Annotated in this window: 21 protein-coding genes and 1 tRNA gene; 13 read left to right on the top strand and 9 right to left on the bottom strand. The window is 47.1% G+C overall.

All coding sequences use genetic code 11. The annotated features are described in order from the left end of the window. Positions 1-316: 316 nt before the first annotated feature. The 8 genes from B5Z18_RS02600 to B5Z18_RS02565 all read left to right on the top strand — a co-directional run bounded on the left by B5Z18_RS02600 (position 317) and on the right by B5Z18_RS02565 (position 10,148). Entirely contained in the window at positions 317-1,654 is a 1,338-nt protein-coding gene (locus tag B5Z18_RS02600; protein WP_079467834.1) for a hypothetical protein, read from the top strand. Beyond that, positions 1,653-1,725: transfer RNA gene (locus B5Z18_RS02595), tRNA-Thr, on the top strand. Before B5Z18_RS02600 ends, B5Z18_RS02595 begins: the two co-directional genes overlap by 2 nt. Positions 1,726-1,881: 156 nt before the next feature. Continuing rightward, positions 1,882-2,499, top strand: coding sequence for an RNA polymerase sigma factor (locus B5Z18_RS02590; protein ID WP_143313471.1), 618 nt, complete (start codon positions 1,882-1,884; stop codon positions 2,497-2,499). Between the two features lie 48 nt (positions 2,500-2,547). Continuing rightward, on the top strand, positions 2,548-3,516 hold the full coding sequence (locus B5Z18_RS02585; RefSeq protein ID WP_079467832.1) for a FecR family protein: 969 nt from the start codon (positions 2,548-2,550) through the stop codon (positions 3,514-3,516). Positions 3,517-3,681: 165 nt separating this feature from the next. Further along, positions 3,682-6,819 (top strand): TonB-dependent receptor domain-containing protein, encoded by a 3,138-nt coding sequence (locus B5Z18_RS02580; protein WP_200817187.1) that lies wholly within the window; start codon positions 3,682-3,684, stop codon positions 6,817-6,819. A gap of 11 nt (positions 6,820-6,830) precedes the next feature. Beyond that, positions 6,831-8,246, top strand: coding sequence for a helix-turn-helix domain-containing protein (locus tag B5Z18_RS02575; RefSeq protein WP_079469947.1), 1,416 nt, complete (start codon positions 6,831-6,833; stop codon positions 8,244-8,246). Positions 8,247-8,263: 17 nt separating this feature from the next. Next, positions 8,264-9,604, top strand: coding sequence for an alkaline phosphatase family protein (locus B5Z18_RS02570; RefSeq protein WP_079467830.1), 1,341 nt, complete (start codon positions 8,264-8,266; stop codon positions 9,602-9,604). Positions 9,605-9,767: 163 nt separating this feature from the next. Next, the gene (locus B5Z18_RS02565) at positions 9,768-10,148 is read left to right on the top strand and encodes a hypothetical protein (protein WP_079467829.1); all 381 of its coding nucleotides are present in this window, start codon (positions 9,768-9,770) and stop codon (positions 10,146-10,148) included. A 47-nt stretch (positions 10,149-10,195) separates the two neighbouring features. On the opposite strand, the gene B5Z18_RS02560 is transcribed toward B5Z18_RS02565, so the two are convergent. The 4 genes from B5Z18_RS02560 to B5Z18_RS33025 all read right to left on the bottom strand — a co-directional run bounded on the left by B5Z18_RS02560 (position 10,196) and on the right by B5Z18_RS33025 (position 12,939). Then, complete coding sequence (locus tag B5Z18_RS02560) at positions 10,196-10,540, bottom strand: carboxymuconolactone decarboxylase family protein (RefSeq protein WP_079467828.1); 345 nt, start codon at positions 10,538-10,540, stop codon at positions 10,196-10,198. A gap of 150 nt (positions 10,541-10,690) precedes the next feature. After that, a complete protein-coding gene (locus tag B5Z18_RS02555; RefSeq protein WP_079467827.1) occupies positions 10,691-11,383 on the bottom strand; it encodes a hypothetical protein in 693 nt (230 codons plus the stop codon). A gap of 50 nt (positions 11,384-11,433) precedes the next feature. Further along, a complete protein-coding gene (locus B5Z18_RS02550) occupies positions 11,434-12,579 on the bottom strand; it encodes a serine hydrolase domain-containing protein (protein ID WP_159454163.1) in 1,146 nt (381 codons plus the stop codon). A 156-nt stretch (positions 12,580-12,735) separates the two neighbouring features. After that, positions 12,736-12,939 (bottom strand): serine hydrolase, encoded by a 204-nt coding sequence (locus tag B5Z18_RS33025; RefSeq protein WP_394333860.1) that lies wholly within the window; start codon positions 12,937-12,939, stop codon positions 12,736-12,738. A gap of 147 nt (positions 12,940-13,086) precedes the next feature. Between B5Z18_RS33025 and B5Z18_RS02540 the strand changes: the two genes are divergently transcribed. Next, positions 13,087-13,674: a class I SAM-dependent methyltransferase gene (locus B5Z18_RS02540; RefSeq protein WP_079467824.1), complete on the top strand. Its 588-nt coding sequence runs from the start codon at positions 13,087-13,089 to the stop codon at positions 13,672-13,674. 78 nt (positions 13,675-13,752) lie between these two features. Here the strand turns inward: B5Z18_RS02540 and B5Z18_RS02535 are convergent, their stop codons facing one another. The 5 genes from B5Z18_RS02535 to B5Z18_RS02515 all read right to left on the bottom strand — a co-directional run bounded on the left by B5Z18_RS02535 (position 13,753) and on the right by B5Z18_RS02515 (position 19,045). Continuing rightward, positions 13,753-14,367, bottom strand: coding sequence for a DUF7151 family protein (locus B5Z18_RS02535; protein ID WP_143313470.1), 615 nt, complete (start codon positions 14,365-14,367; stop codon positions 13,753-13,755). A gap of 110 nt (positions 14,368-14,477) precedes the next feature. Then, complete coding sequence (locus B5Z18_RS02530; protein WP_079467822.1) at positions 14,478-16,565, bottom strand: xanthine dehydrogenase family protein molybdopterin-binding subunit; 2,088 nt, start codon at positions 16,563-16,565, stop codon at positions 14,478-14,480. 18 nt (positions 16,566-16,583) lie between these two features. Continuing rightward, the gene (locus B5Z18_RS02525; RefSeq protein WP_079467821.1) at positions 16,584-17,024 is read right to left on the bottom strand and encodes a (2Fe-2S)-binding protein; all 441 of its coding nucleotides are present in this window, start codon (positions 17,022-17,024) and stop codon (positions 16,584-16,586) included. 229 nt (positions 17,025-17,253) lie between these two features. Beyond that, on the bottom strand, positions 17,254-18,291 hold the full coding sequence (locus B5Z18_RS02520) for a LacI family DNA-binding transcriptional regulator (protein ID WP_079467820.1): 1,038 nt from the start codon (positions 18,289-18,291) through the stop codon (positions 17,254-17,256). 286 nt (positions 18,292-18,577) lie between these two features. Then, a complete protein-coding gene (locus B5Z18_RS02515) occupies positions 18,578-19,045 on the bottom strand; it encodes a hypothetical protein (RefSeq protein WP_143313469.1) in 468 nt (155 codons plus the stop codon). 381 nt (positions 19,046-19,426) lie between these two features. Here B5Z18_RS02515 and B5Z18_RS02510 point away from each other — a divergent pair, with 381 nt between their 5' ends. From B5Z18_RS02510 to B5Z18_RS02495, 4 genes are all read left to right on the top strand, one after another. Continuing rightward, positions 19,427-20,041, top strand: a complete 615-nt coding sequence (locus B5Z18_RS02510) for an RNA polymerase sigma factor (protein WP_159454162.1) — start codon at positions 19,427-19,429, stop codon at positions 20,039-20,041. 243 nt (positions 20,042-20,284) lie between these two features. Next, positions 20,285-21,490 carry a FecR family protein gene (locus B5Z18_RS02505; protein ID WP_079467817.1) on the top strand — a complete coding sequence of 402 codons (1,206 nt, stop codon included), beginning with the start codon at positions 20,285-20,287 and terminating at the stop codon, positions 21,488-21,490. A 132-nt stretch (positions 21,491-21,622) separates the two neighbouring features. Next, positions 21,623-25,261, top strand: coding sequence for a SusC/RagA family TonB-linked outer membrane protein (locus B5Z18_RS02500; protein ID WP_079467816.1), 3,639 nt, complete (start codon positions 21,623-21,625; stop codon positions 25,259-25,261). Positions 25,262-25,278: 17 nt separating this feature from the next. Beyond that, complete coding sequence (locus B5Z18_RS02495) at positions 25,279-26,730, top strand: RagB/SusD family nutrient uptake outer membrane protein (RefSeq protein WP_079467815.1); 1,452 nt, start codon at positions 25,279-25,281, stop codon at positions 26,728-26,730. Position 26,731: the final 1 nt, after the last annotated feature.

The raw sequence follows: 26,731 nt of genomic DNA, 5'->3' as shown, positions 1-26,731 counted from the left end.
GCATACGATACCTGCCACCCAGGCAGGGGTTTTAGCCTCTCTATTACAGGCAAACCCTGATTATACGTGGTAATAAAACGACTATGAGGCGCAGATAAGCCGTATCTGTATAGGTACGGCTTATCTACGGCTTAAATACGGCTTATATACGGGTTATCTACGGCTTATCCTATATTGGCGTATGCCTGGGCCTGGTATAGGGGATACCGTTGTTATAGGCCACATGAAAAGAAAAAGCACTGTATTCGGAAAAAAAAACGAGTACGCAGTTCAGTTGCGCAGAAGAGTATGCATATTTGCATAAACACTATTTGCCTTGACACTGGAAGCACTATACGAAACAATTCATTTACGGAAAAGGCCGGAGGATGTGGCAGCCCTGGTGCAGGATGTGCTTGGGGAACGCCTGAACGGGAAAGACGCGAAGCTACTGGGCAAGGCCGTGGCGGCGGCTTTGCGTAATACGGTATGGCAGTATACAGCTATGCTGGAGCAGTTTGCGAAAGTAGTAGGTGCGGAGAAGCAGGTGCATAAGGCTATTCAGTTATTCAAACTGGATAAACAGTTACAGGTGGGGGCTTATGATGATCCGGATGCTATAGAAGCATTTGTAGCCAATGTTAGTCCGCTGATACACAAAACACCCGGTTACAGTAATTATCAAACGGACCGGCTGAACCGGGAAGGGCGGGCTGCTGCAGGTCTTGATATTTCCAGGCGGCAGTACAATAAATTATTCCGCTCGCTACGTCATCTGGAAAAGAAACTGGGGATTCTCATCCGCGAGCGGCAGAAGAATTTCTTCCAGCGGGTAGGTAAGCATGGCTTTGCGGAGGATATTACGCGGGAAGAATTTATGGCAGATGTAAACAGCGCTTGTTTTATTGCTTATTATACGGCCCGTTGTAACCTGCGTAGCGAGTTTACTGTGAGCGGGCAGCAGCGGCCTTATGATGAAATTGCCGATATGCTTTTCCAGCGTTGCCGGCAGGGGGCAAAGCATACCAACTGGTGGGCGATTGCACAGGTATATGTTAAGCCAGCGGTGTTGGAGAAACTCCGCAACGATCAGCAGGGAATCTTACTCGGCAAGTGGACCAGCCTGCTGGAGCAGGTGGCAGTTTTTTTAGGAGAACTGTGGACGCAAAATGATTTTAACCGGCAAACGATGGTGGTGCAATCGGGAAACGATTCCACCACCTGGAACAATACAGCAGGAGCCTGGAACAAGGCGAGAGACAGCTGGATCAACCTGCTTTATGGCCTGGGGATGGAGTTTGTGCTGGAGGAGATGTGCCCGGGCAAGGTGATGCGGTTAATCGCAGCCGATGTGGCGGCCTGGCATTACTTAAACGGCAACAGTGGAGATCCGGATCTGCTGGTATGGAACAAGGTCCCGCTGCCCTGGAAAGTATTGTCCGGAAAGGCAACGTGTAGGCGCAGTGAGGTGGAAGCAGCCTGCAAGACGGCAGGACTGGATGCGGAAAAATCCGGGTGGATAGCGCCACGGCCGCATGGAGTAGTGGCTTTTAAGCCCACGCCGGAACTGGTGCATGGCGTTGCAGTTTCTAATCCCTATCTTGCAAAAATATTGAAGCAACATCAATACTTTTCGGGAAAAGATGTAAAGCCATTATTTCCCGGGCAAAATTAACGGAGTAGTTCAGTGGAAGAACTTCCGGCACGTTATCCGGATAGACGCAGGTTCGAGCCCTGCCTCCGTTACAATGGTTGTTTGGTGAGGTTCATAAACAGGAAGAACCATGACCGGACGGCACTCATAGCTTTTCTGCTTAAGACCATAATATTACTGCTTTCTCTCCTTACCCGTGGCTTTCTTAATATTCAGTTCACATCATCTCTCTATGTTTGTCTACGGATATGGAAAAGCTATCAGATCACAGGTTGCTCTTATTGATTCAGAAAGGAAATCATGCTGCTTTCACTATGCTGGTCAGGCGGTATTGGGAGTGTATTTACGACTATACAAGGTCCAGGATCAAGCAGCAGGTAGATGCACAGGATATTGTACAGGATATTTTCGTCGGTTGCTGGAGTAACCGGGAAAAGTTGTATGTCGGGGAAAGTGGCCGTTTCAGCAGCTACCTTTATCAGGCAGCCAGGTATGCCATAATAGATTACTTTTCAAAACCAGGCATTACTATTTATAATGATATACTGCTGGAATCGGCCACAGACCAGCAAATGGAGAGTAATTCCGAGACGCGGCTATATATGAAAGAACTGGAACTTCACCTGCGTCAGGAAGTAGAGCAGTTACCCGATCGCCTTAAAATGCCTTACCTGCTTAGCCGGGAGGGAAATCTCAGTATGAAAGATATTGCAGGAAAATTGTCGCTTTCAGAGCAAACGGTAAAGAATAATATTACGCTTGCTCTTCGGATTCTACGCAAGCGCCTGCACGAAAATGAGCATTACCTCGGATGCATGATGATGCTGCTGGCCATGCCATCTTATACCGACTTAATAATTCCATAACATACTTTTGCGGTACCTGCATATGCTCAGGGAGATTATACTCTCTGTATGGAGCATCAACAACAGCAAAGTAATGATATAAAGGCGCTGCTGAAGCGTTACCTGGAGGGTACCGCATCTCCCGCAGAAAAAGAACGGGTGGCTTACTGGTATAGTACGCTCAACGACCAGTCACCTGTATCCCTCTCGCCCGCGGAGCGGGAAGCGCTTGGGCAAACAATCCTTCTCAACATACACCGGAAAACGATAGTCCCATCGGGACAGGTAAAAAGAAAATGGATTTCTTATGCCGCTGCGGCAGTGTTGCTGTTTGCCGGTACCGGAGGTTTTATGTATGCCAGGTATCATCGTACAGCGCCGTTGATGTTTGTTCATACGGAAGTGGGAAGTACCAGGCAGGTGGTATTACCCGATAGCAGTACCGTGGTGCTGAATGCAGGCAGTACCCTGGAGATCCCTGCCGGGTTTGGGCGTCATGAAAGAAACGTTGCACTCACGGGGGAAGCCTATTTTGATATCCGGCCAGATCCGGCGCATCCTTTCCGGGTGCATCATGGGAAATTAACCACTACCGTGCTGGGAACAGCGTTTAACGTACGCGCTTATCCCGGGGATGAAAATACTAAAGTGGCCGTGGTTAGCGGGAGGGTACAGGTAGAAATAAATGGAACGGCTATACGTCGTTTTTTCCTGGAACACCACGAATCGCTTCAGTATGACATACCAGGTGGTATTGCATTGAAAGGCAGGGAAGACACCGCCCGGATAGGACAGTGGCAAAGGAAGGTCCTGGATTTTAATGGCTATACCCTGGCGGAAATGGTAGCCGAGCTGCAACGTCAATACGCTGTTGTGATACAACTAAATGCTACACCGGACGATACCACACATTACAACATCATTTTCCGTCAGGAAAAAATGGATAATATGCTGAAAGTACTCACCGGTCTTACCGGTATCACTTATAAAAATGAGAAAGGGAAAATAATCATTTACAGCAAAACCTATGCAAAGTAACATGTAATCAAAAAAACCGGAAGTGCTACCAACACCTCCGGTCTGCACCTGTGCCGGTTAGGGCGCAGCATTTTTAACAGCTTAAGTAACATTAAAAACAGTACAAAAATGAGAAAAATTTACACTGGTTGCATCAAACCGGTCAAAACTCTTTTTTCTTTAAAAATGAGACTAGCATTTTTTTTCGCATTTCTTTCCACTTCTATGGCATCGGCCACTCACATAGAAGGGCAGACGATGGAAAAGATCCGGGTAGATATCAACGCCAGGAATCTACCGATGAAAAAGGTATTACAGATGGTAGAGCAACAATCTGCTCTCACAATCGGTTATGACCTTAGTATTATTCCTGCCGACAGTAAGATCACCTACATGGCTTCGGGCAAAACCGTAGCAACGGTATTAAAGGAGTTGTTAAGCGCTTTCCCGGTTGATATTGTAGCGGTGAATGATAAATACCTGTTGATACAATCCAATGGGCAGCAGCAGGCCGTAAGGATTACCGGCCGGGTAACAGACAATACCACCGGAGAACCATTGCCGGGTGTGAGCATCAGCATTAAAGGAAGTTCTTCCGGCACACAGTCGGATGTGGATGGCCGTTTTTCACTGGGCTTTCCTGCCAATAAAGAAGAAGCAACCCTTGTAGTGTATTTCCTGGGCTTTAAAAAGAAGGAACTGTTGCTGAAAAAAGCAAACAGCAGTGGGCTCAATATTCAACTGGAGGAAGACAGGCTGGGGCTTGATGAAGTGGTGGTAACCGGGCAGGGTGTGGATATCGCCAAACGCCGCCTGTCGTCCAATATCGTCAGCATCGGCGCCCGCGACATTGCAGATTTACCGGTGTCCCGTTTGGACCAGCTGTTGCAATCCCGCCTGCCTAATGCGCAGATAAAGCTTACAGGAGGCCAGGCAGGCGCTACTTCCCTCATCCGCGCAAGAGGCGTTAATTCCGCTTTTGTAAATTCTACGCCAATAATTTATGTGGATGGGGTAAGGATGGATAACCTCAATACAGCGTCGGCGCTCGGCGGCGGAAGTACGCAGGGAGCAGCCATCAGCGCTATTGCGGATATACCTATGGACAATATTGATAAGATAGAGTACATCAATGGGGGCGCCGCTACTACGATGTACGGGTCTGACGCCGCCAATGGCGTTATCCAGATCTTTACCAAAAAAGGAGGCGCCGGCGCCGCTTCCATTAATGCGGAAACCCAAATGGGTGTGGAAACGCCAACAGCAGATTTCCTGCGTTTCAAACGCACCAAAGAATTGTTGATGCAAAATGGATTCTACCAGAAGCATCATCTTGGCATCAATGGTGGCCAGGATAAATTTGGTTACAGCTTCTCCGGTAATTATCTCAACTCCCAGGGTACAGAAATATTTAACCAGAACAGGAACCGTAAAATCGATTTCAGCACCGGGTTCCGGGCAGGATTGGGAGAGAAGGTAACGTACGAAAGTTCATTCACGTTTGTAAACAACAAATATAAACGCAACCGCAATGGTAACCAGGGAGGTTATACAGGACTATGGTTTACAGAAAGCGGTGCTTCTGCTATTACCGGCCCTAAGTTTAATCCCGATATAGATAACCTGTCTGATGATGATTTTCAGAAGATGAAAACTTATGTACGGGAAGCAGAGCGTCTCCAGGATAATGATATTACGGTGAACAGGTTTCAGACTTCCCAGTCGTTTAAATACCGGCCGTTGAAGAACCTGGTGTTTAAGGCTACCGGTGGTATCGACTACCGGGTGCAGAAGAACCAGGTGATCACCACCAACCAGTACCTGTCATTTACTACCGGCAACCCCGTAAAAGACCAGGGAAGCATCACTAACAATGATCGTAAATACCTCGGCATAACGCTCGAACTGAACGGACAACATGAATGGAAAACCGGGCAGTTTTCATTTGTTACAACAGCGGGAACGCAGTTCTTCCGCAACGAAGACCAGCAGATCGCTTATAATGGCGCCAACATCCGGGATGGAGCCAGGAATATTAAGGATGCTGCCTCTAAAACGAGCGACGAATTTTATCTGGAAGTAGTGAACTATGGTATTTATCTGCAGGAAAATATCGGGTTTAAAAACAAGCTGTTTATTGACCTGGGGATCCGCGGTGATGGTAATCCTGCTTTTGGCCGTAACATAGGCATACAGTATTATCCCAAAGTTGGATTTTCCTATGTACCAAGTGCGGAGCCGTGGTTTGCGGGTATGACACGGGTGATTTCTTCCGCTAAAATTCGTGGTGGATACGGTATTGCGGGTAACCTGCCTACTGCCTTTGCCAACGAAAGAACCATTGCTTTTCAGGGTTATAACAGCGATCAGGCTGCGTTCTTTGGTCAACCAGGCAACGACAACCTGAAACCTGAAAAAACACATACGCTGGAAGCCGGAGTGGATCTGGGTTTTATAAAAGACCGTTTATTGGTTTCTGCCGGTTATTACAATGCGAAAACGCATGATGCACTCTTTTATGTGCCGCCAACGCCTTCTACCGGTCAGTCGATGTCGCAGTTATATAATGTTGGAAGGATATTGAACCGTGGATGGGAGTTGAGTATTACCGCCATCCCGGTAGAGACAAAGAATTTTTCACTGCGCCTGAATGCCTCACTGAACACGTTGTATAACAATGTTGAAAGTTCAGGCGGCGTAGCGCCCTTTAATATTAATGGTTTCAGCGCCAGAACTATACAAACGGTTGTACAGGAAGGTTTTCCGGTTGGTTTCCTGAGAGGGAACGTTGGCGTGTTCGGCCCGGATGGTGTATTGCAGTCGACTACCGCACAACAAAATCTCGGCACCACTATTCCCGACTTATTCGGAAGCCTCGGCCTGAACCTGCGGTACAAACAATTTACTTTTTTTGCTAACGGCGATTACCAGAAGGGCGCCTATGCCAATTCTTTCGACCGTCAGTTCAGGTTCAACTATGGTGCGGATAATGAAGGAATCCCTCAGGCGGAGATCGACAAGAACAAGCGTACCAACTGGCTGAATTTTACCAATATGTTTACCGAGAAAACAGACTATATCAAGATCCGGCTGATTGGCTGCACCTATACCTGGAAGCCGGCCATGTTCAACCGGGTGGTTAAATCCGCAACAGTAGGTTTCTCTGCTGTAAATCCGCTGAATTTTGCCACTTCTTCATTTGATCCTGAAGCAACTATCAGCGGCAGTGCGCAGGGGCAGGGAGGCGCTACTACAGGCGGTATTTCCTATGCTACCTATTCCGCACCAAGACAATTCTTAGGCACCTTACGTTTAAACTTCTAAAAATGGCAATCATGAAAAGATATATAACCGCCATCCTGTTGTCAGGAATCGTGGCACTGGACAGCTGTTCCGTACTCAATCCGAATGTTACAGAGCCGGGTTTCCTGGCTAATCCGAACGCTGCAAGCAGCTGGGTAACCGGGTTACGCAGGCAGTTGGCATTGACGATGAACCAGGTAGTGGTGTCTTCAGAACTGGTGTCCGATAACTATTATAACAATCGCACATTAAGCAGTAAAGTATTCGATATCCCACAAATTGATTTCATTGACCTGGATGTAAACAATATGCAGGTGCATGTACAGCGTTTGCGGGAGATGTCGGAATATGGACTGGAGAAAGTATTGCCTGCTGACCCGGCGGCTACCGCTGCTGATTCTGCAGAAGTATATTTCAGTTGTGCCTTTGCACATATACTCAGCGGGGAATTGTTTGTAGGACTTCCCGGCAGCAACACCGGTCCTGTATTATCTCCTGATGAGCATTTAAGAATAGCGATCAGCCAGTTGGATAAGGCAATTGCACTCACGAAGAACATCACGGAAACCGGTGCTTATACGCTGCTCAAAGCCAGGGCTTATTATGCCATGGGAGATGCGGTCAATGCTGCCAGGTTTGCCACCGCCGCTTTGAGCAACAACAGCCTGCTAAGGCAGGTGAAATATGATGGGGTAAATAATGTGCCGAATGATATGCAAACGTACATTTTCTCCTCAACCAACAATGAGTTTGCACCTTTGCCGCGTTTAGACTTCCTGGACCCGAAATATTTCCATACCGGTCTTGCTGCCAATGATCAGAAGCCTGTTACCATTGTAAAAGCGGAAGAGGCATGGCTGATTCTGGCCGAAACCCTGATCGCCGCCGGGAAGCTGACAGAAGGACGCAATACCCTTAAGGAATTATTAGCGCTGGTATCCTCCCGGCCGGTTGTGATGGTGGATGATAAGAAGGAAACCCGCAACGGCGGTAACCGTAAGGATTACCCGCTTACTGCCGTAAAAGTGATGTTTGACGCCACTGATTCGTTGCGCAGCAATTATGTGCTGGATCGTCAGGCTGGTAACGTGAAGGTATATACGGTTTCAGGTACGCTCGTCACCGTAAATGATCTGGATGCAGCCATTACAGAAGATCAGTTATTGTATATACTCTACCGGTTGCGCCAGGAGATCTTTATGGCAGAGGGAAGACGTATGACGGATCTTGGAATCAGGTTCCCGGTTTCACAAACAGAGCAACTGAATAATCCCAATGTGAAATCAGAACATATAAAAGCACAGCTACCCTCATTTATACCACTGAACCGTGGGATGGATGATTTTACCTACGACAAGGCAAATGGCGTGGTAACAATGAAGTATGATATGAATGCGGTGCTGGTAAAAAACAAACATGCAAAGGAAATTTTCCCTTTTATCAATTAACAAAGCAATTAAATTATATGAGAGGATTTATTTTATTCGTTAGTACGTTGCTGGTATTGGCAACGGGTACAATGGCGCAGAAAGCGAAATATGTAGTGATGATCAGTATAGACGGGTTCCGCCCGGACTTTTATCTCGACAAATCCTGGCCGGCGCCCAATATGCAGCTGTTAAAGGAAAAAGGCGTGCATGCCACCGGCGTGAGAGGCGTTTTTCCCACCATCACCTATCCATCCCATACTACACTGATTACCGGTGTGGCTCCTGCAAAGCATGGTATTTATTACAACACGCCTTTCGAGCCGGAAGGCGCCAGCGGACGTTGGTATTCAGAATCATCCGCTATCAAAACAGAAACCCTGTGGGATGCTGTGGGGAAAGCGGGGATGATATCAGCGGCTGTTTCCTGGCCAGTATCAGTAGGGGCGCCGGTGACCTACAACATACCTGAAACATTTTCCCTGAAGAATCCCGGCGACCGCCGGGCTCCAACCAGCGAGCAATCCACGCCGAAGGGACTGTTTGAAGAGGTACAGCGATATGCCACCGGCGAGTTGCAGTCGACCGATCTGAATCTCCACTACCTGGGTATGAACGAAACACTGAGCAGGATGGCCGCTTATCTTATTGGCCGTTACAAGCCTAATCTTTTAACGGTACACCTGCCATGTACTGATGAGGTACAGCACCGGGAAGGGAGAGAAGGCATGAACGTGCCCGCGGCAGTAGCTTCGGCAGATCACGGTATCGGCACTATACTGGAAGCAATAGAGAAAGCGGGTATCGGCGATAGCACTGCTATAATTATAACAGGAGATCATGGTTTTGTGGATATCCATACTTCCCTGGCGCCGAATGTGTGGCTTGCACAGAAAGGGCTGACTGGTAGTAAAAACAATCCCGGCAGCTGGAAGGCTATGTTCCACAGTGGCGGTGGTTCAACTTTCCTTAAACTGAAAGATAAAAATGATCAGAAAACATTGCAGCAGGTGAAAGACATGCTCAATGAATTACCGGCAGGTATCCGCAAACAGTTTACAATCATTGAACAACCTGCGCTGTCAAAATCCGGTGCAGACCCGGATGCAGTCCTGGCACTTACTGCCGTGCAGGGAATTTCTTTCTCTTCCGGCATGAACGGAGAGGCGGTTAAGAAAGCCAATGGTGGCGCCCACGGCTATTTTCCTGATTTCCGGGAGATACAGACCGGCTTTATAGGGTATGGTGCAGGTCTTGAAGAAAAGGTAACCGTGCCTGTACTTGGCCTGGAAGATATAGCCCCGTTAGTAGCAAAACTATTGGGTATAACTCTTAAAGAGGCGGACGGCGTGCTTTATCCGGGTATGCTGAAGAAATAGTACAAAATATGGAGAGAAGAATTATCGGTTCTTCTCTCCGTATTTAAAGAACACAGGAAATACAACAGATAACCTCTCGATTACGCCAATGCTACCAGATAAAAAACGGTGTTAAAAGTTTATAATTATTTTATCGCCTCATAATTTTTTTTTAGATTGATTTATGAAGAAGAAACTCCTTTGCTGTTTTTTATTTCCCCTGATTATTGCCTGTAAAAAGGATAGTGCTAAAACCACATCCAATTTGCCTGAACCGGATACTGCTGTTATTGGAAATTCCTATGCGATTGTGACGGCAGCCAGTAGTATAGCGTTGGACGCTGGTTCCGTATACAGGTTGGGTTTGGCGCCTTATGCGTCTTTCTTTAAATTTGACCGGAGCGTAAAAAATGGCGACTTGTACTTCGAAGCAATTGGAGAAAGTGCAAAGCAATTCAGGCCGTTAAAGTTTTTCATTTTAAATAACGGAACGGGAAAGGTGGTTGCCATTGCCACTCCCTCCGAAGCGGAACTGGAAAAGTTTAATGAAGAATGGCAGCGGTGAGTAAATGATCTGTATGTACCGGCAGCCATCAACTGCAAAGAGCAGCCTTAGATTTGTGGCGTGCCTGCCTCTTCAAAAAGGCGCATTGCAAGCAAGCCGTTTCCAACGGCACCACCCGCACGAAGCGCTGCCGCAATAAACACCGTTTCCGCGATCTCTTCGCGGGTTGCTCCCGCTTCAACAGCATTTTTGATGTGTGATTCAATGCAGTATGCGCATTGGGTTGTGAGAGCAACAGCCACGGACATCAGTTCCCGGTATTTTATGGGAATAACGCCATCCTTTCTTTCAGCAGTATGTTTAAGGTTAAAGAATGCTGCTGCTTCTTTGGAAGCTGCATTAACAAGGGTGTCAACATACGCGCGGTCTTTCGGAGATTGATATTCAGACATGTGAGCTTGATAAGGGTTTATAAAAACGGTGTACTGTGTCAACCAGGAGTTAACATAAACAAAATAGGGAAAAATGTGATAAGGTGTATGCAGCAACAGTGGACTACACAGAAAATCAATGAACGTTGAAAATCGGAATAGCAAAGTATTTCAGGGATTATGCTGTCTCCAGCTCACAAATTCTTCCAACCTTTGCCGGTTGATGACCTGGTTATTCCATAGCCAGGTATCCGGCTCGTTTACGCGGGACAAGCTGGCGTCTGACTGTACGGCCAGCCATTGCACAAATGCCTGCCGGGAATTGAAGGTGTGCACGGGTTCCAGCCATCCATCCCATACAGCTGCGTACACGTAATTTCCATCCGTATTCTTTTCCAGCCCCATACCACAGTAATCACGATGACTATAACAGAGCGCGCCATGCGACAGTGCTGCAGCCACCTGCTCTGCCAGTTCCAGGCCATAGGGAATATTCCGGCTCAGTAACATTTGTTTGAGCTCCTGCAGGCGGTGGGCTTCTTCTGCTTTTTGGTCACGCGCCTCTTTATCCTTTTGCGCAGCGGCCTGCTGGTGGGAGACCGTGTTATAGACAAAACTGTTACGCCCCAGGTCTATATCTATGGTGAAGGCTGCGGCATCCGTAGCCGCTGTCGACTGGTAGCTGTCCAGCAGTTTATTGATGTCGCGTTCCAGTTCCCAGAAAAAGATGTTTTTTCCATCTGCTCTTTGTCCGCGCATGGTAAGGAGGAAGGAGGGGACCATGCGGCATTCCAGGCGGCCGGTGATGCATTGAGCGGCTTCCAGCTTGTTTCTCAGGGCTTTGTTGAGCTGTTCCGTGATCATAGAAAGTAGTTGTATATGGCTTACGTTGGTGTAAAAAATACGGAGAATTTTTATGGCAGCGTTTGGGCTTGTGCAATTACGATAGCGGCCAGTTCTTTTTCCAGCTTATTACGATTAGCAAGGCTGTTGGTAAGAATAACAAATCCTGAATGAAGAACAGGGAAACATTCCAGGGAACTACGTGAACCTCCGGTGCCCCCGCCGTGTTCAAGTACCTGGTATCCTTCCGGCGTTGTATGTTTAAACCAGTTCATCCCCATACCTTCCTGGTTTGTTCCATAGGTAAGTTGATGAGAAAGGGCAATAGCAGGTGAAGCATCCGTGTTGTTGGCTTTGATAAAGCGGATAAGGTCGCGTGTCGTTGACCGCAATGCGCCCATCGCAGGCAGGTAAGGCAGGTCCCATAAAGGTACTACCTGACGGTTTTCATTATGCGGCCAGGCAATGGCGTCTGCCGGCAATGCGGCTATATCTACCCGGGTGTCCGTCATAGAAAACGGTTCCAGGATATTTTTTGAAACGAGCGAAAAATAGGGCTGACCATACACGTCTTCCAGCAGGGTACCAAGTAAAGCCACCGCCATATTGGAATAGGATGATATCTTTCCGGGAAATGTGTCCATCTTCATGTTGTGCAAACCTTCATACAACAATTGCCGGGTGTAGTCATGCAGCGGATTGAGCGAGTCGTACTCCGGTCGCTCCCACATATTCGGGAAGATACGGGTGATCCTTGAAGTATGGTTTGCCAGGTCTTTTACCCGGATAGGAACCCCTTTATATTCGAGATTTGGATAGGCTTCTTTCAGATATTTACGTATATCATCATCCAGTCCTATTTTTTTATCCAGTACCGTCTGCCCAAGTAAAATGCCTGTAAAAGCTTTGGTGGTAGAGCCAATTTCGTAAAACGTGCTGTTGCCGGGAAGTTTGTTGTTACCTGCTTTTGTTTCACCATAGTTATAAAAACAGGTCTTGTCTTTTATAAGGATGCCCACGGAAATTCCTACCGCCCGCTTATCTTGTAAATATCGTTGCACACTTTGATCAATCAATGAATCCAGCCTGGTGCGCAGTGGGTTATCGTTTGCAAACCGTGTAGTATTTACAACGGCCTGTCCATAGCAGGCAGAGACACCGAGGATTATAGCCACGGTGAAAAGCGACCGCCTTATCTGTGTGACGGGTTTTATCATTGCGCTACCCATTGTTTTTATAGATATGTTATCTCCAAAATAGTTCATTATTTCTTATAAAAAGGTATCGTGAAAATGATTTTGCAGTCAGCAATAGGCATGTTATTTTCGGGCAGAGGCACTGCCGGACTTGCTGCGATATAGAGAGAAGTGTTGCTATTGTTTAGCGGTAGACAGTATCTGATCAACCATTTCCTGGATTTCATCTTCTGCAAGGTCTGACCGGTTGGAAAGCCAGATTATCCCCATCTTTTTATCCGGCACAACCGCGCAGTAACTGCGGAAGCCCAAGGCACCTCCGCTTTTCCATAGGCGGGTGCCATTGATGGTATTCCTGGAAATCTGCCAGCCCAGGCCCATCATAAAATCACCATCAGTAAAGGTTTGTTTATGAGAAAGCCGGATCGCAGGCAGTATCTCATCAATTAATGTATGCTTTTACGAAGTATTAAAGATGAATTTTTGAAAAATTAAACAGACACAGTATTTTTAGTTTAAACCTGGTTTATGATTGACGAATCAAATGGCTACGAAGGCATTGCAGAAACATATATTAAAGGGCGAGGGCAGGCAGTAAATGGAATAGGTTCGTCAACTGTCCGGGCCTGGGCCCGAACCTTTAATAGCGGCTCCGTAGTACTGGATGTTGGATGTGGAACTGGTATTCCAGTCACGAAAATATTGCTTGATGAAGGGTTAACCGCGTATGCATTGGATGCATCCCCGACAATGATTGAAGCCTTTCGCCGGAACTTTCCAAGTGTACCTGTTTCCTGCGAATCTGTTGAGAGGTCTCCTTTCTTTAATCGCTCCTTCGATGGCATTATCGCCGTGGGGCTGATCTTTCTGCTCTCCGAAGCAACCCAACGGGCGCTAATCCCCAAAATGGCTGCAGCATTAAATCCTGGCGGAAGATTATTATTCACCGCTCCTCTTTACAAAGTGGAATGGAAGGATGCAATGACCGAACAACTCTCTGTATCACTTGGGGCTGAGCAATACAGAGAGTTAATTTCTGCCTCAGGATTATCTATCGTTGATGAGTTCGATGATGAAGGAGAGAATCACTATTTCAATGCAATCCGGCAAGCTTAGATAAAAATGGCCGGGGCGACTGACCCCGAACCTATAACCTCTTGTATCCATACAGATATTACATCATGCTGGCTGCCCTTACCTTTTGTATATAATCAGGTATACCATAGAAACAGCCGCTGCTGAACCTCCCTGATTACGCACTCTGATACCAAGATTGATTTTCCCCGAAGGTATCTTGTCCGATAAGTTTTCTGTTCTTTTTATAACGCTGTTAGCGAATGATTCAGTCGCTTCAATCAAGCTATTATCGATTACAGATTTATTAGTGATATTATATAATTCTACCTGTGCTTTGCCGCCATAGCTATAGGCATTTGCCAGGAAAATAATAGAGTCAACATCTTTGTAGGCATTCTTATCGAAATCAGGAAATGCGTACAATATAGCTTCTCCCGATGTAGTACTGGTGTGACCATAAGTAAACGCAGAAAGTACTGTTTGTTTATCAGATGCGGCATTGTTGCCATTACAGATGTACTTCTTGTTTTCAATCTCGGAAGAATCAAGAATATTATTATTGTTCTTGTCTATCCCGCTTTTGATAAGAATTCCACCGTTCAAACAATTGCTGTTGGGAGGAGTTTCCTGGAGATCAATCAGGCTTTTAGGTCCAGGGATTTGTTCTTTAGCACAGGAAAGAAAAAGGAAGAAAGAAGATACAATCAGTAGGGAGATTTTAGGTGTTGTCATTGCCAGGTACAAATAGGTGAAAAATAAATGGGCAAAATATGAAATAATTTATAGTGTTTTTTACAATTTCTTTCTCTGCCGGGGCGACTGAATGACACCTCTCATCATTTTCAGGTTTTTAATGTCATGCCATGCGGCAGCAACGGCAGCGTATACAGCTTTACACCAGTAACATCCGCAATCGCGTTACGGATGGCAGGTGCAACGCCAACAATCGGCGCTTCACCAGCTCCTGCGGAAGGGATATCCTTCCTGTTGAGGAGTACGATGTCCAGTCCGGGAATATCCCCGAACCTGGGCACCCGGTAGCTGGAAAGAGATGGATTTAAAATGCGCCCATCCTTAAAATCGACGGCTTCAAACAAAGCGCCGCCGAGTCCTTGCAGCACGCAGCCCATCACCTGGTTTTCCAGGTGCATGGGATTCACAATGGCGCCGCATTCAAAAGCCACCACGAGCCGGAGCACCCGCAGCTGCCCGTTGGATTTATTGTAGATCACTTCCGCACAGGTTCCCACATAGGCGTTTTTTATAAATGCCCCCGCAATGCCATAACCATGCCCGGCTTCCTTTGGTCGCGTCCAGCCAAACTTAGATGCTGCGGCTTGTAGCACCTGCTTTAACCGTTCATCTTTTAAATTATTAAGCCGGAATTGTAACGGATCCTGTTTTAATTGCCGGGCCAGATCGTCCATCACACTTTCTATGGAAAAGACATTGGCCGTGGCTGCAAGGCCCCGGTAAGAGCCCTGTTTCAAGGGGGTATCAGATGGATGGTATTGGATATGCCGGTGTGCTACTTCATAAGGGACTTCTATGCCCGCGCCTCCGGAGTTGTAATTATGAAACTCCCAGGAAGTAAGAAGGCCTTCGTTGCTGGCGCCTGCGGCTACTTCTATGAGTCCTCCCGGTCTGAAGTAAGCCCATTTGAATTCTTCTTCGCGGGTCCACATTACTTTTACCGGTTTACCAACAGCCCTGGAAAGGCGCGCTGCTTCTACCGCAGCTTCGCCGCTGTGTTTTCCGCCATAAGCGGAGCCGGTGTCCGGCATCATTACACGGATATCATTTTTCGGGATGGACAATATCTCCGCCAACTCTTCCTGTACACCAAAAGGCCGCTGTGTGCCCGTCCATACCGTTAGCTTTTCATTTTCCCATACTGCCAGCGCTGCCCGGGGCTCCAATGGCACATGGGCAATATATTGCACTTCAAAATGTTGTTGTACCTGCACCGGGGCAGCCTGGAAGGCTTTGTCAACGCCTTCTCCGGCTTTTTCTTCCTTGTCTTGCGAATGCGTTTTCAGATAAGTGAAAATTTCCGCCCTGGAAGGCTGCGCTGTAGTTTTCCATCGGGCTTCTATCCTGGCGAGTGCATTGGCGGCTGTTTGAGGATCAGGAGCGGTTACGCCGATGAAGTTATCTTCTTTGACAACATGTACATCCGGAGAGATCTTCGCATTTTTAATATCCGCTGCGATCAGGGATGCGCCATAAGACGGCGCACGGAGTATTTTCCCGTACACCATGCCTGGCATTGTCATATCCGATACGTATTTATGTTTTCCCGAAACAAAGCTTTTTGCATTCACCTTTGCCACCGGAGTACCGGCCACACTCCACTTTTCGGCAGGAGTGAGCTGCACCTGGTTATTTACGGCCAGGAGGATCTTTTTCCCTTTAGTGAGGTCGCCAAAGCTCATCGTTTTGCCGGAGGCGGCGTGGATAACCTGGCCGTTTTTAGCTTCCACTGTTTGTTTGGCTACGTTCCATTGTTTAGCGGCCATGTCGGTCAATACCTCTTTTAATGAAGCGGCGGCTTTCCGCAACTGTAGCGCCATAACAGGTGTAGTGAGGCTTCCGTATGTGCCACGGTCGTAGGGGGTAAGAAGGGTATCGCCCATAATCATTTCAATGCTGTTTACGGGGACAGACAGTTCTTCCGCTACCGCCTGCGATAAAGAAGTACGGATGTTTTGTCCTACTTCTACCTTGCCGGTGTAAACGGTTACTGTTCCGTTTTCCAGGATGTGTATCCAGGCGGCGATAGCGTCGTCGCCGGCGAAAGCGGTGTGCTTTGATAATGCGTTCAGATCAGAATAGGTGAGGGCTACTGCAATGCCGCCGCCCAGCAGTTTCAGGAAATTCCGCCTGTTGAGCCCTTCTACGGGAGTTTGCGCTGTGCCTGGATTTTTCATGACCTTGGGTTTTGAACGTTAAGCTTTGCTGATGGCATTTATAATTCGCGGATAAACGCAGCAGCGGCAAATATTTCCCTGCATTGCTTCTATGATCTCCTGTCTGCCGGGGTTGGGATTTTTTGCTTTTAAAGCCACTGCCGAAATGATCATGCCTGAGCTGCAATAGGCGCATTGGAAAGCATCTTCATCAAGGAACGCCTGTTGTAAAGGATGCAGCTGGCCATCTTTTTCCAATCCTTCTATAGTGATAACAATTTTGTTCTCTACGCTTGCTACGGGGGTGATACAGGAAGGCGTAGCGTGACCGTCTATCAGCACCTTGCATGCACCGCAGGCGCCTTCTCCACAGCCGTATTTACTACCGGTGAGGTTTAAATTTACTCTTAAGGCATCAAGAAGGCTGGTGTTAGCCGGCACGTTCAGGGTATAATCTGTGCCATTTACATTGATTTTCATAAGAGATGATTTAGTATGATGGGAAAACCATTTTTATTCTGTCACTAAACTTAATCAAAATAGAGTACTTCTGCAAGCCAATTCAATTTGTTAGCGGAAAGGATCTTACAAACTGCTGCAGGATAAGATGGTGATTGATAAATCAGGATTTCTGTAGGTATATACCAGTAAATACATAATATTTCCGGTAATTTTCATGGCTCCAGTTGCGCTTGATTGCCTGCCTGGATTATCGCTTCAGTGGGGAAGAATAATGATGTAAAGAAGATTTTTTAACTACCAGTTCAGGAGAGAGATTGACCTGGGACACCGCCTTATTATGGGAAATATTATCAAGTAGTATCCTGGTTGCCGTTTGTCCCATTTCCTGCAGCGGTTGTCTGATAAAAGTAAGTGGCGCATAAAAGAACTCAAAGGCTTCGGTTTCGTCAATAACAATAATAGCAATGTCTTTTGGCACTTTCAGGCGTTTTTCAATGATATAGCGAAGAGCATGTATTGCAATCATATTGGAGGCCAATAGTAAGGTGTCTACCGGTTCCTGTTGGGAGAGAAGGCTGTTTACTGTTTTTTGAACTTCGGATTCCAGGTGATGTTCTCTAACAAGTCTAAGCTGTTTTTTGCCACCGGGGATTTTATGTTCCCTTAGCGCGGACAACCAACCACGGGTTCTTTCTTCAAGATGAAAATGAGTGCTTCGAAAATTGATCATGCCGATTCGTTTTCCGCCGGACTCGATAGCATGTTCTGTTGCCATGTAACCGGCCTGAAAATTATCGAGCGCAACATAACTTGATCGGAATTGAGGAAAATACCTGTCAAGTAAAACAAAGGGTACCTCTGTTTCCTTCAATTCCAACAACAGTTCTATTGCGTTCTCGGTAGGAGCCAATATCAATCCGTCCACGCCCCGGTTAATCATCTCATGGGCCAGTTTCCTCAGCTTTATATCATTTTCATCAGAACTGCCAAACAATACCGTATAGCCATTTTTATCAGCTTCGTCTTCAATAATCCTGGCAAGGGAGGCGGAAAAGGAGTTGGAAATATCGGCCACAATTAGGCCAATGGTAAAGGTTTTGCTCGTCTTTAAGCCTTTGGCGATTTGGTTAGTTCTGTAATTAAGTTCTTTAGCCACGGCTTTGATTCTTGCCGCTACCTCCTTGCTGATTCTGTCTTCTTTCTGATTATTGAGCACATAAGATACCAGGGCAGTGGAAACACCCACGCGTGTGGCAATATCTTTAAGTGAGGTTCTTTTTTTCATAAAACAGCAAAGTTCAGAAAGGTAAAATACCAAAGATAAAATCTTTTCATCTTTATTTAAACGTTTAAACGATTCGTGTCATTTTTATAACGATCTGTTTAGCGGTGAACCAACAGATGTTGTGGAATTTTTCTTTGATGATTATGGAATCTGATGCCGTGCTATCTTGTTTAACGATGGATTTTATTAAAAACAAAACGGTCCTGATTGCAGGACCGTTCGTTTAACAGGCGGATAAAAAACTTAAAAAATAATCAACAGCGCTTTTTCTCCATTGGTTCCTGACTCAATGCTGAATGTCATCTGATGTACCAGATATCTTAGCCTGCAAACTCATAATTTTTTCCTCTACTTTAGCTATTTTCTCGGTCAGATGTGTAAGCTTTTGCCGTTCTTTTTGAAGCTTCCCCTCATATTCTTCTGCCTCTACGGTTGCCTGCTTGGCCGAACGGGCATCTTTTTCCGATCTTTTGTTTTCGCTTATGGTGCCGCCGACAGCCTTTCTGGCAGAATTTCGACTTTTTATTTGCCAATCATGGGAGGCCTCTATTGCCTTCTCCAACCCGATGGAATCCCTGGGAATTTGCAGCAGCAATTTTTCACGCTGTTGTTTAAGGTCAGCCAAATCCTCATGTAAATCGCGTACTTGCTTTTGAATTCTGATTGAGTCTGTTTGATCCATTTTGTTCTGTGCAACGCACATTGTTGCAGGAAATACAATGGACAATACTAGCGAAGTAGTTAGTTTTTTCATTGGTTTAATTGTGGTATACATACTATATATATTGAATTTGGTCTGAAGGTCCCTACTCCGGGAAAGCCTGGAAACCTGTCTCTACATAATGCCTGGACAATGGAGTCTCAGGTTTGTTTAATCGTTTAAACAAAATATGGGCCATTTTTGCTATATTGCATAATCAACATAAAAAAGGTGCAATAAAATGCTGCGCACATGAGCTGATCGTGCTATCAGGATCTTTTTTTAATATTATCATATATATAGTGGAGTGAGGGCTGATTCTTCCCGAAAGGTGATGAAGTTCCAGCCGAAGTGAATATGTGATATTTTTAAACTGGAAATACTTTTCCGCTTTTTTGTATCTTTAATGCGGGAGTAAATCGACTAAACGTATTGTTGGAACTATTACCTAATACCGAAAAGGAACTGCTGCAACAGGTGGCATCCGGGAGCGAACAGGCATTTGGAACCCTGTTCAATGCGTACCGGAAAAAACTCTACACTAATATTTACCGGCTTACAGAATCCCGGGAGACAGCTGAAGATACTGTACATGAGGTGTTTCTTAAGGTATGGCTCAACAGGGCTACCCTTGGCACTATTGACAATTTTGGCGCCTACCTGCAACGGATGGCCCGGAATTATGCAGTCAGTGGATTTCGTCGCATGGCCAAAGAAGCGCTCATTTTGTCTGAACTGAAAAAGGAGGAGGCCAACCAATCCTTCAGTGAACAGCCCGCACAACCTGAGCATCAGCTCATGAGTAAAGAGGTGCGCGATTTCATCCGGCAGGCGGTTGATAATCTCACTCCTCAGCAAAAGACAGTGTATCTGCTCAATCGTGAAGGAGGCTTGAAGACTGATGAAATTGCCCAACAGCTGGGGATATCAGTAAACACTGCCAAAAAACATTTGGCCGATGCCTTGCTTAATTTGCGCCGGTCTGTCAACGACGCTTATGGTCCTTATGCCATTGCGCTATTTGTGTTTTTCGATATTTACCGGGCCTGATGTGGCCTTATCGTGCAATGCCTTTATTCTTCCCGTATTTCTTTTAATGTTTTTGATTTAATAAGTCTCTGACCAGGTAATTCCTGTTTCACATAGCAATACTTTCATCGTTGGATAGAGTCGGGACAACTCAATGATATATGTTAATTAAAAAAATATAAATCCTGTCTAATCCGAATTGCTTTTCCGTGCGTCAATAATACAGAACGGCATATCTGTGATTTATTAAATAAAACCTGTGTTATGGCAGCAGATCGATTGAGCGAATTGTTTGAACGTTATCTTGCCAGAACCGCCAACCCCGCAGAGAAAGAAGCGCTGGCGGCGCTGGCACTCGAGGCAGAAAATGAAGAAAAATTAAAAGAACTGATAAGCCAGTCATGGGAACTGACCGGTGTAGAGGAGGATATGCCCGAAGCAGTGGCAGAACAGGTATTGTCGCGTATCCTGCATTATGAGGATACGCAGGTTCCTGCACGGCACGAAGTCGCGTCAGGCAGACCTGCAGGCCGTCGAATCTTCCTGCGTCGCTGGGAGCGTGCAGGAGTAGCGGCTACTATTTTCTTAATCGCAGGCATTGCCCTGTGGATGCTGGCAGTACGGCCATCCGGTTCACACCGTCATCAAAATGCTCAGCTGTCTGATCTGGCGGCGCCCAGTGCGGTGAAGGCGATGATCACCCTGGCAGATGGGAAGCAGATCGCGCTCGACAGTGCCGCTAAGGGGCTGTTGGCCATGCAGGGAGATGTTGAAGTGGTACGGGAAGCCAATGGAGACATCCGCTATGCAGATAGCCAGCCTGCCGGAGGGGAGGTCACCTACAATACACTTTTCAATCCAAGAGGCAGCAAGGTGGCAGTCATTACCCTGGCGGACGGTACGCGGGTGTGGTTAAACAGTGAGTCGAGCCTCCGTTTCTACAGTGCAGTAGGGAAGGACGCGCGAAGAGTTGAGTTGAGTGGTGAGGCATACTTTGAAGTTGCCAAAGATCCAGGGCATGGCTTCATTGTATCTGCTGATGGAGTGAGCACGGAAGTGCTGGGTACGCATTTCAACGTGAACCGCTACAGCGATGAGTCAACCGCCCGTATTACCCTGCTGGAAGGAGCTATCAAAGTGAAGCAGGGAATCGCCACTGCAGTATTGAAACCAGGGCAGCAGGCGAATGTGACCAGTAAGATTGAAGTGTTACCGCAAGTAGATACCGATGCCGCTGTTGCCTGGAAGAATGGGTTATTTAATTTCCAGGATCAGCCCCTGTCAACCGTATTGAAGCAGGTGGCCCGCTGGTATGATATCAACATTATCTATGAAAAGCAGGTGCCTGATATCATGTTCTTTGGAGAGATAGAAAGTAATGTGAGCCTGGCGCAGATGCTCCACTTCCTCGAACGTTCGGGAGTAAGGTTTACGATGGATAGTCAAAAGAAACAACTCATCATACACTAGACAGAGAATGCCTGCCATGACCAATAAAAAAAGCCGGAAGTGGGTCGAAACACTGCCGGCGGGAACCTGGTCATGACATAATACGTAAGTCCGCGAAGACTACTTATTTATCAACCAAATCATTGCAAAAGTATGGAAAGAAACGCTTTTTCTGAAGGCTATATTTTTTATGGCCTTAACCAACCAAAACGAATGGGAGACTGGCCACGCCTGGCCGCAATCCGTATTACAACCAAAGTGATGAAACGCGCTGCTTACCTTTTATTGGTATTGGGCCTGTTGGCCGCTGCAAGAGCAAAGGGTCAAACTGTTACACTTAAGGGCAGTGATCTCTCACTCCAAAAGGTGCTGAGTGCGGTCAAATCGCAAACCGGCTTCCGTGCATCCGGTAACAAGGAAGTATTTGCTATTGCGAAACCTGTCACCATTGATGTGAAAAAAATGGCGCTGGCAGATTTTCTCGAACTCATATTCAAAAACCAACCATTAACGTATGAGATGCTGGGTCGCAGCATTATTGTTTCCAGGAAGAATGTCGGCGTAACACCGGTTGGGCCACCGGCAATATACAAGGCTTCTGTAGAAATTAGGGGGCGGGTAATCAACGAAAGGAATGAACCTGTCCCCGGGGCTACCGTAGGAATTAAGGATGGCCCCTTTACGGTTGCTACTGACGACATCGGCGCCTTTAGCATCTTTACCGACAGGCCTGATGCCATGTTGGTCATCTCAGCCATTGGCTATCAACGCCGGGAAGTAAAGAGTAATCCTTCTCAGCCGCTGAATACAATTGTATTAAAAGTGCAGATTACTCAACTCAAAGGAGTAGTTGTTGAGCAGGTTAATACCGGTTACCAGCTGCTTTCCAAAGAAAGAGCGACAGGTGCATTCAGTAAGCCCGATATGGAAGTGGTGAAGAACCGTACCAGCACGATGGATATCATTTCGCGCCTCGACGGCCTGGTGCCCGGGTTGGTATTATCTCCCACCGGACAGTCCAACACCAGCCGCTATAATCATAGCACCACCCGCAAAAGCACGATCCGCGGTGAGTCGTCGGTTACGCTCCCCGGAGATCCGCTCTATGTGGTAAACGGGGTGATTGTGACCGATTTCAGTGCTTTGAATCCGGATGATATTGAAGATATTACTATCCTCAAGGATGCCGCTGCAGCGGCCATCTGGGGCGCGAGAGCATCTAACGGGGTAATCGTGGTAACCACTAAATCGGGAAATAAAAACAAGCGGCTGGCTGTAACCTACAGTGGCTTTATTAATTATTCCGGCAGACCCAACTACGGGAAGATCCCGATGATGAACAGCCGCCAATACATCCAGGCAGCCCGGGAGACATTCGACCCGGTAGAATATCCCTGGGCCAGCCTTACCTATGAGGTCATTGCCCCGCATGAACAGATTTTATACAATCAATATAACGGGCTTATTTCTGCAGATCAGGCCAATAAAAGCCTCGACAGCCTCGCATCTCTTAGCAATACCGGTCAAATCGAAGACCTCTGGCAAAGACCGGCCTTTACGACCAACCATACCGTATCAATTGGTGGCGGCAATAATACTTACAGCTTTTACGCCTCCCTCGGTTATACGGGTGTCAATAACAACAGCCCAGGTGACCAGGACCATTCTTATAAATTAAACTTTTCCCAGCAGCTCCATGTTGGCAAGCGGATAGATATCAGCCTGACTACCTCACTGGTCAACAAGGTTACCAGCAATAAAAACAACATTACCATTGGCAATGACTTTTTGCCCTATCAGTTGTTTAAAGATGCAGCGGGTAATCCACTTCCCATGAATTTCCTCAGCGGGTATTCAGATTCCCTGCGACGGGATTACCAGGACAGGAGCCAGATCAACCTCGACTACTATCCGCTTAGCGAAGTCGACAAAGGTAACGCAAAGCGAAACACCCTTTTTGCGAATGTAACAGCTAATATTGCCGTATCGATCTGGAAGGGACTGCGCTTCAGTGGCTCCTATGGCTATCAGACATCGCCTGGTACAAACACCAGCTATTGGGACAACAGCACGTATTCCCTCCGTCAGACTGCCCTGAGCCTAACCGAAGATGCAGGCCCCGGTGGGACGCCCATCTACCATTTTCCAAAGAATGGCGGGGTTTACATGACCGGAGAGAACAATAATCGTAACTGGACGGTGCGCAATCAACTTATCTATGAAGCAAAACCGCGTAATAACCAGGATAACCTGTTAGTGCACCTCGGCCAGGAAACACAGGAAATGAGTGCCCATTCCAATACTTCAACGTTACTCGGATATGACGAAGCTCTGGGCACTTATGCTTCCATTGATTGGGCGAGAATGCAAAACGGAATTCCGGGGACCATCACCGGTTATGGCTTTATACCTTATCAACCTTTCTTTCCATTGAAAGAAAAGTCCCGCTTTATCTCTTACTTTGGCCTTGCCAGTTATACCTTCAATCAGAAATACAGCGTGGATGCCAGTTGGCGGCAGGACTACAGCAGCCAGTTCGGTAGTGATCTGGCCAGCCAGGACAAGCCCGTTTGGAGCATCGGTGGTAAATGGCAGATCGGCAAAGAAGGTTTTATGCAGCCACTGACCTGGCTCAATGAACTCGGTTTGCGCGGCACCTATGGGATCACGGGTAACTCGCCTTACATCGGTTCCGCTTCGACTTATGATGTGCTTAGGGTAATATCTGCAGCATCCCAAACAGGGCTGATTGCAGGGGACGCTCTTACGTTGGGGCAACCCGCCAACCGCGGTCTTGCCTGGGAAAGCACCCGTACTATCAATCTGGGCATTGACTTTAGTGTGCTTAACCGCCGGCTTGGCGGTAGTATCAATGTCTATCACCGCAAAACAAGCGACATGCTCGGATCTACATCCGTTAATCCCTTTAGTGGTCAACCCTCGATCATGGGCAACCTGGGTGAGATGACCAACAGGGGCATTGAAATATCCCTCACATCGAGCAATATTGCCACCAGGGATTTCCGGTGGACCAGCAGTCTCCAGTTTGGCTATAACCGTAACAAGCTAAACTCTTATACCAAGTTGCTTCCATTTATGAACACGGCATCTTTCAGGATGGGAGCGAGTTACCTGGTAGGGTATCCCATGAACCCGTTGTTTGCGTACCGTTTCGCTGGCCTTGATAATATGGGCGATCCGCAGATTTATACTGCTAAAAACGGTGTTACCAAGCAGCCTGGCCTCGCAGAGGCTGATGATTTGGTATACATGGGAACACGTCAGGCGCCCATAAATGGAAGTATCAGTAACGTTATCGGATATAAAAACTTCAGCTTAACTGGCAATATCGTTTACAGCTTTGGCGCCAAAATGCGCGGCCCGGTCAATAGCCTGTACAGTGGCAGACTCGCCACCCGCAACAACTTTGGCGCCGCCAACTATTCAGTGCTCTTTATGGACCGCTGGAAGAAACCAGGTGATGAAGCCTTTACCAATGTACCGTCTTACGTAGCCAGTGCATCAACCAACTGGGGACGGCGTGATATTCAATATTATACAAATGGTGATATCAATGTAGTGAGCGCGTCCTATATCAAACTCCGTGACATAACGCTGAACTACAGCCTTTCTGCTGAAGTGCTTGAGATATTGAAAATACAGGCCCTTAACGTCTATCTCCAAACCAGCAATTTCCTGATTTGGACAGCCAATAAAGATGGAATAGATCCCAGCTGGCAAACCAGCACACCGTTGCACAGCTATTCGCTGGGAGTAAACCTTTCTTTCTAACAGTTAAATACAATACGATGAAAAAATCGATTCTATATATAATCATTCTCATCACATTCATCTCCTGCAAAAAGAGCTGGCTGGAAATAGTGCCTATGGGGCAGCGGGTGGCATCCAACATGAACGACTATGAGCTGCTGATGAATGATCCCGGTCTCTATTTATATGCCTCGTCCGGCGGCTGGCAGGAACCCATGTTTATGGGAGACGAAATCGCTGCTGAAGGCACCTTCTTTTTGAACCGTAGCTTCATTAAGGAAAGATTATTCCAGTGGGCCGATACCATTTATCTTACTACCAATGAGACCGGACCTGCTATCACCGTTCATAACAGTCAGATGTATAACCTCAATAAGGTTATCCTTGAAGTTATGGAGGCTGATGGAGGAACACTGCAACAGAAAAGTATCATCCGGGCCGAAGCACTGGCAACACGTGCCTGGAGTCACTTCAACATGGTAAACTATTATTGCAGGCCATATATAGCCTCAACGGCTGGAACTGATCCCGGCTTTCCGATGATCGATAAGGCTGATATCAATACGCCGGCTTATCCCCGGGGCACCCTGCAACAATCGTATGATTTTATTATCAATGACCTGAAGGAAGCGATTAAAACCCTGCCTATCAAACGTGCCATCGCTACACGTATGAGTAAACCTGCTGCCGAAGGACTACTGGGGAAAGTATATCTTTTTATGGGCAAGCCGGCAGAGGCCCTGCCTTACCTGCAAAGTGCCCTTAACCAGGTAGCTGCAAGTGGCAGCCCGTTGCTCTACAACTTCAATGAGACGCTGGCGCCTGGAGGGGCATTTCTGCCAATAGATCCGATGAATGGGCCGCGCTCTCCCGGGCAGAATCCCAGTGACATTCAGGAGGCGGTGTTATCTAAAGTCTGGAATTGCGGGCCCTACACCCAGCTGAGCAACAGTGGCTTAGTGCTGGCGCCACAAGCGGTTGCACTGTACGGTGCAAATGACCTACGTCTGAAACTCTATACCAGCCGCAATCCTGACAATACGCCCAATGCGGCCGGCAGGCTGCGTAAGTATGGTGTACAATATGCGCGATTTGGCTTGCAGTTGCCAGAACTTTATTTACTCAGCGCTGAGTGCAAAGCACGGAACGGTGACCTGACCGGTGCTGTAGCCGATGTTGAAACCCTGCGCAGAAACAGGATGCCTGTGGCCGATGCAACAGTGCCTGCAGCTACTGCCACTAACCAGACAGCACTGGTAAAATTCATCATCGACGAACGTATCCGTGAATTTGCTATGGAAGGCTATCGCTGGTTTGATATGCGCCGCCTGTCGGTAGACCCTTTATTTACCGGCATCGGCTTTAAGCATAGCCTTTACAATGCCAATGGATCAACCACTGAATACACACTTTCATTACCTAACCGCCTTGTGTTAAAGTTTCCAAGGAACATCATGGATGCAAATCCGGATATGGCAAACAATCCTTAAA

Source organism: Chitinophaga ginsengisegetis, from assembly GCF_900168065.1.
In the GTDB taxonomy this organism is placed as follows: Bacteria; Bacteroidota; Bacteroidia; order Chitinophagales; family Chitinophagaceae; genus Chitinophaga; species Chitinophaga ginsengisegetis.
The sequence above is the reverse complement of the archived record's forward strand: the minus strand, read 5'-3'. Positions and strand labels throughout refer to the sequence as shown.

What these genes read in the sequence shown, in the direction of transcription:
- B5Z18_RS02590 (WP_143313471.1), top strand. Translation starts at nt 1,882, where the DNA reads ATGGAAAAGCTATCAGATCACAGGTTGCTCTTATTGATTCAGAAAGGA.
- B5Z18_RS02585 (WP_079467832.1), top strand. Translation starts at nt 2,548, where the DNA reads ATGGAGCATCAACAACAGCAAAGTAATGATATAAAGGCGCTGCTGAAG.
- B5Z18_RS02580 (WP_200817187.1), top strand. Translation starts at nt 3,682, where the DNA reads ATGAGACTAGCATTTTTTTTCGCATTTCTTTCCACTTCTATGGCATCG.
- B5Z18_RS02575 (WP_079469947.1), top strand. Translation starts at nt 6,831, where the DNA reads ATGAAAAGATATATAACCGCCATCCTGTTGTCAGGAATCGTGGCACTG.
- B5Z18_RS02570 (WP_079467830.1), top strand. Translation starts at nt 8,264, where the DNA reads ATGAGAGGATTTATTTTATTCGTTAGTACGTTGCTGGTATTGGCAACG.
- B5Z18_RS02565 (WP_079467829.1), top strand. Translation starts at nt 9,768, where the DNA reads ATGAAGAAGAAACTCCTTTGCTGTTTTTTATTTCCCCTGATTATTGCC.
- B5Z18_RS02560 (WP_079467828.1), bottom strand. Translation starts at nt 10,540, where the DNA reads ATGTCTGAATATCAATCTCCGAAAGACCGCGCGTATGTTGACACCCTT.
- B5Z18_RS02555 (WP_079467827.1), bottom strand. Translation starts at nt 11,383, where the DNA reads ATGATCACGGAACAGCTCAACAAAGCCCTGAGAAACAAGCTGGAAGCC.
- B5Z18_RS02550 (WP_159454163.1), bottom strand. Translation starts at nt 12,579, where the DNA reads ATGATAAAACCCGTCACACAGATAAGGCGGTCGCTTTTCACCGTGGCT.
- B5Z18_RS33025 (WP_394333860.1), bottom strand. Translation starts at nt 12,939, where the DNA reads ATGGGCCTGGGCTGGCAGATTTCCAGGAATACCATCAATGGCACCCGC.
- B5Z18_RS02540 (WP_079467824.1), top strand. Translation starts at nt 13,087, where the DNA reads ATGATTGACGAATCAAATGGCTACGAAGGCATTGCAGAAACATATATT.
- B5Z18_RS02535 (WP_143313470.1), bottom strand. Translation starts at nt 14,367, where the DNA reads ATGACAACACCTAAAATCTCCCTACTGATTGTATCTTCTTTCTTCCTT.
- B5Z18_RS02530 (WP_079467822.1), bottom strand. Translation starts at nt 16,565, where the DNA reads ATGAAAAATCCAGGCACAGCGCAAACTCCCGTAGAAGGGCTCAACAGG.
- B5Z18_RS02525 (WP_079467821.1), bottom strand. Translation starts at nt 17,024, where the DNA reads ATGAAAATCAATGTAAATGGCACAGATTATACCCTGAACGTGCCGGCT.
- B5Z18_RS02520 (WP_079467820.1), bottom strand. Translation starts at nt 18,291, where the DNA reads ATGAAAAAAAGAACCTCACTTAAAGATATTGCCACACGCGTGGGTGTT.
- B5Z18_RS02515 (WP_143313469.1), bottom strand. Translation starts at nt 19,045, where the DNA reads ATGAAAAAACTAACTACTTCGCTAGTATTGTCCATTGTATTTCCTGCA.
- B5Z18_RS02505 (WP_079467817.1), top strand. Translation starts at nt 20,285, where the DNA reads ATGGCAGCAGATCGATTGAGCGAATTGTTTGAACGTTATCTTGCCAGA.
- B5Z18_RS02500 (WP_079467816.1), top strand. Translation starts at nt 21,623, where the DNA reads ATGGAAAGAAACGCTTTTTCTGAAGGCTATATTTTTTATGGCCTTAAC.
- B5Z18_RS02495 (WP_079467815.1), top strand. Translation starts at nt 25,279, where the DNA reads ATGAAAAAATCGATTCTATATATAATCATTCTCATCACATTCATCTCC.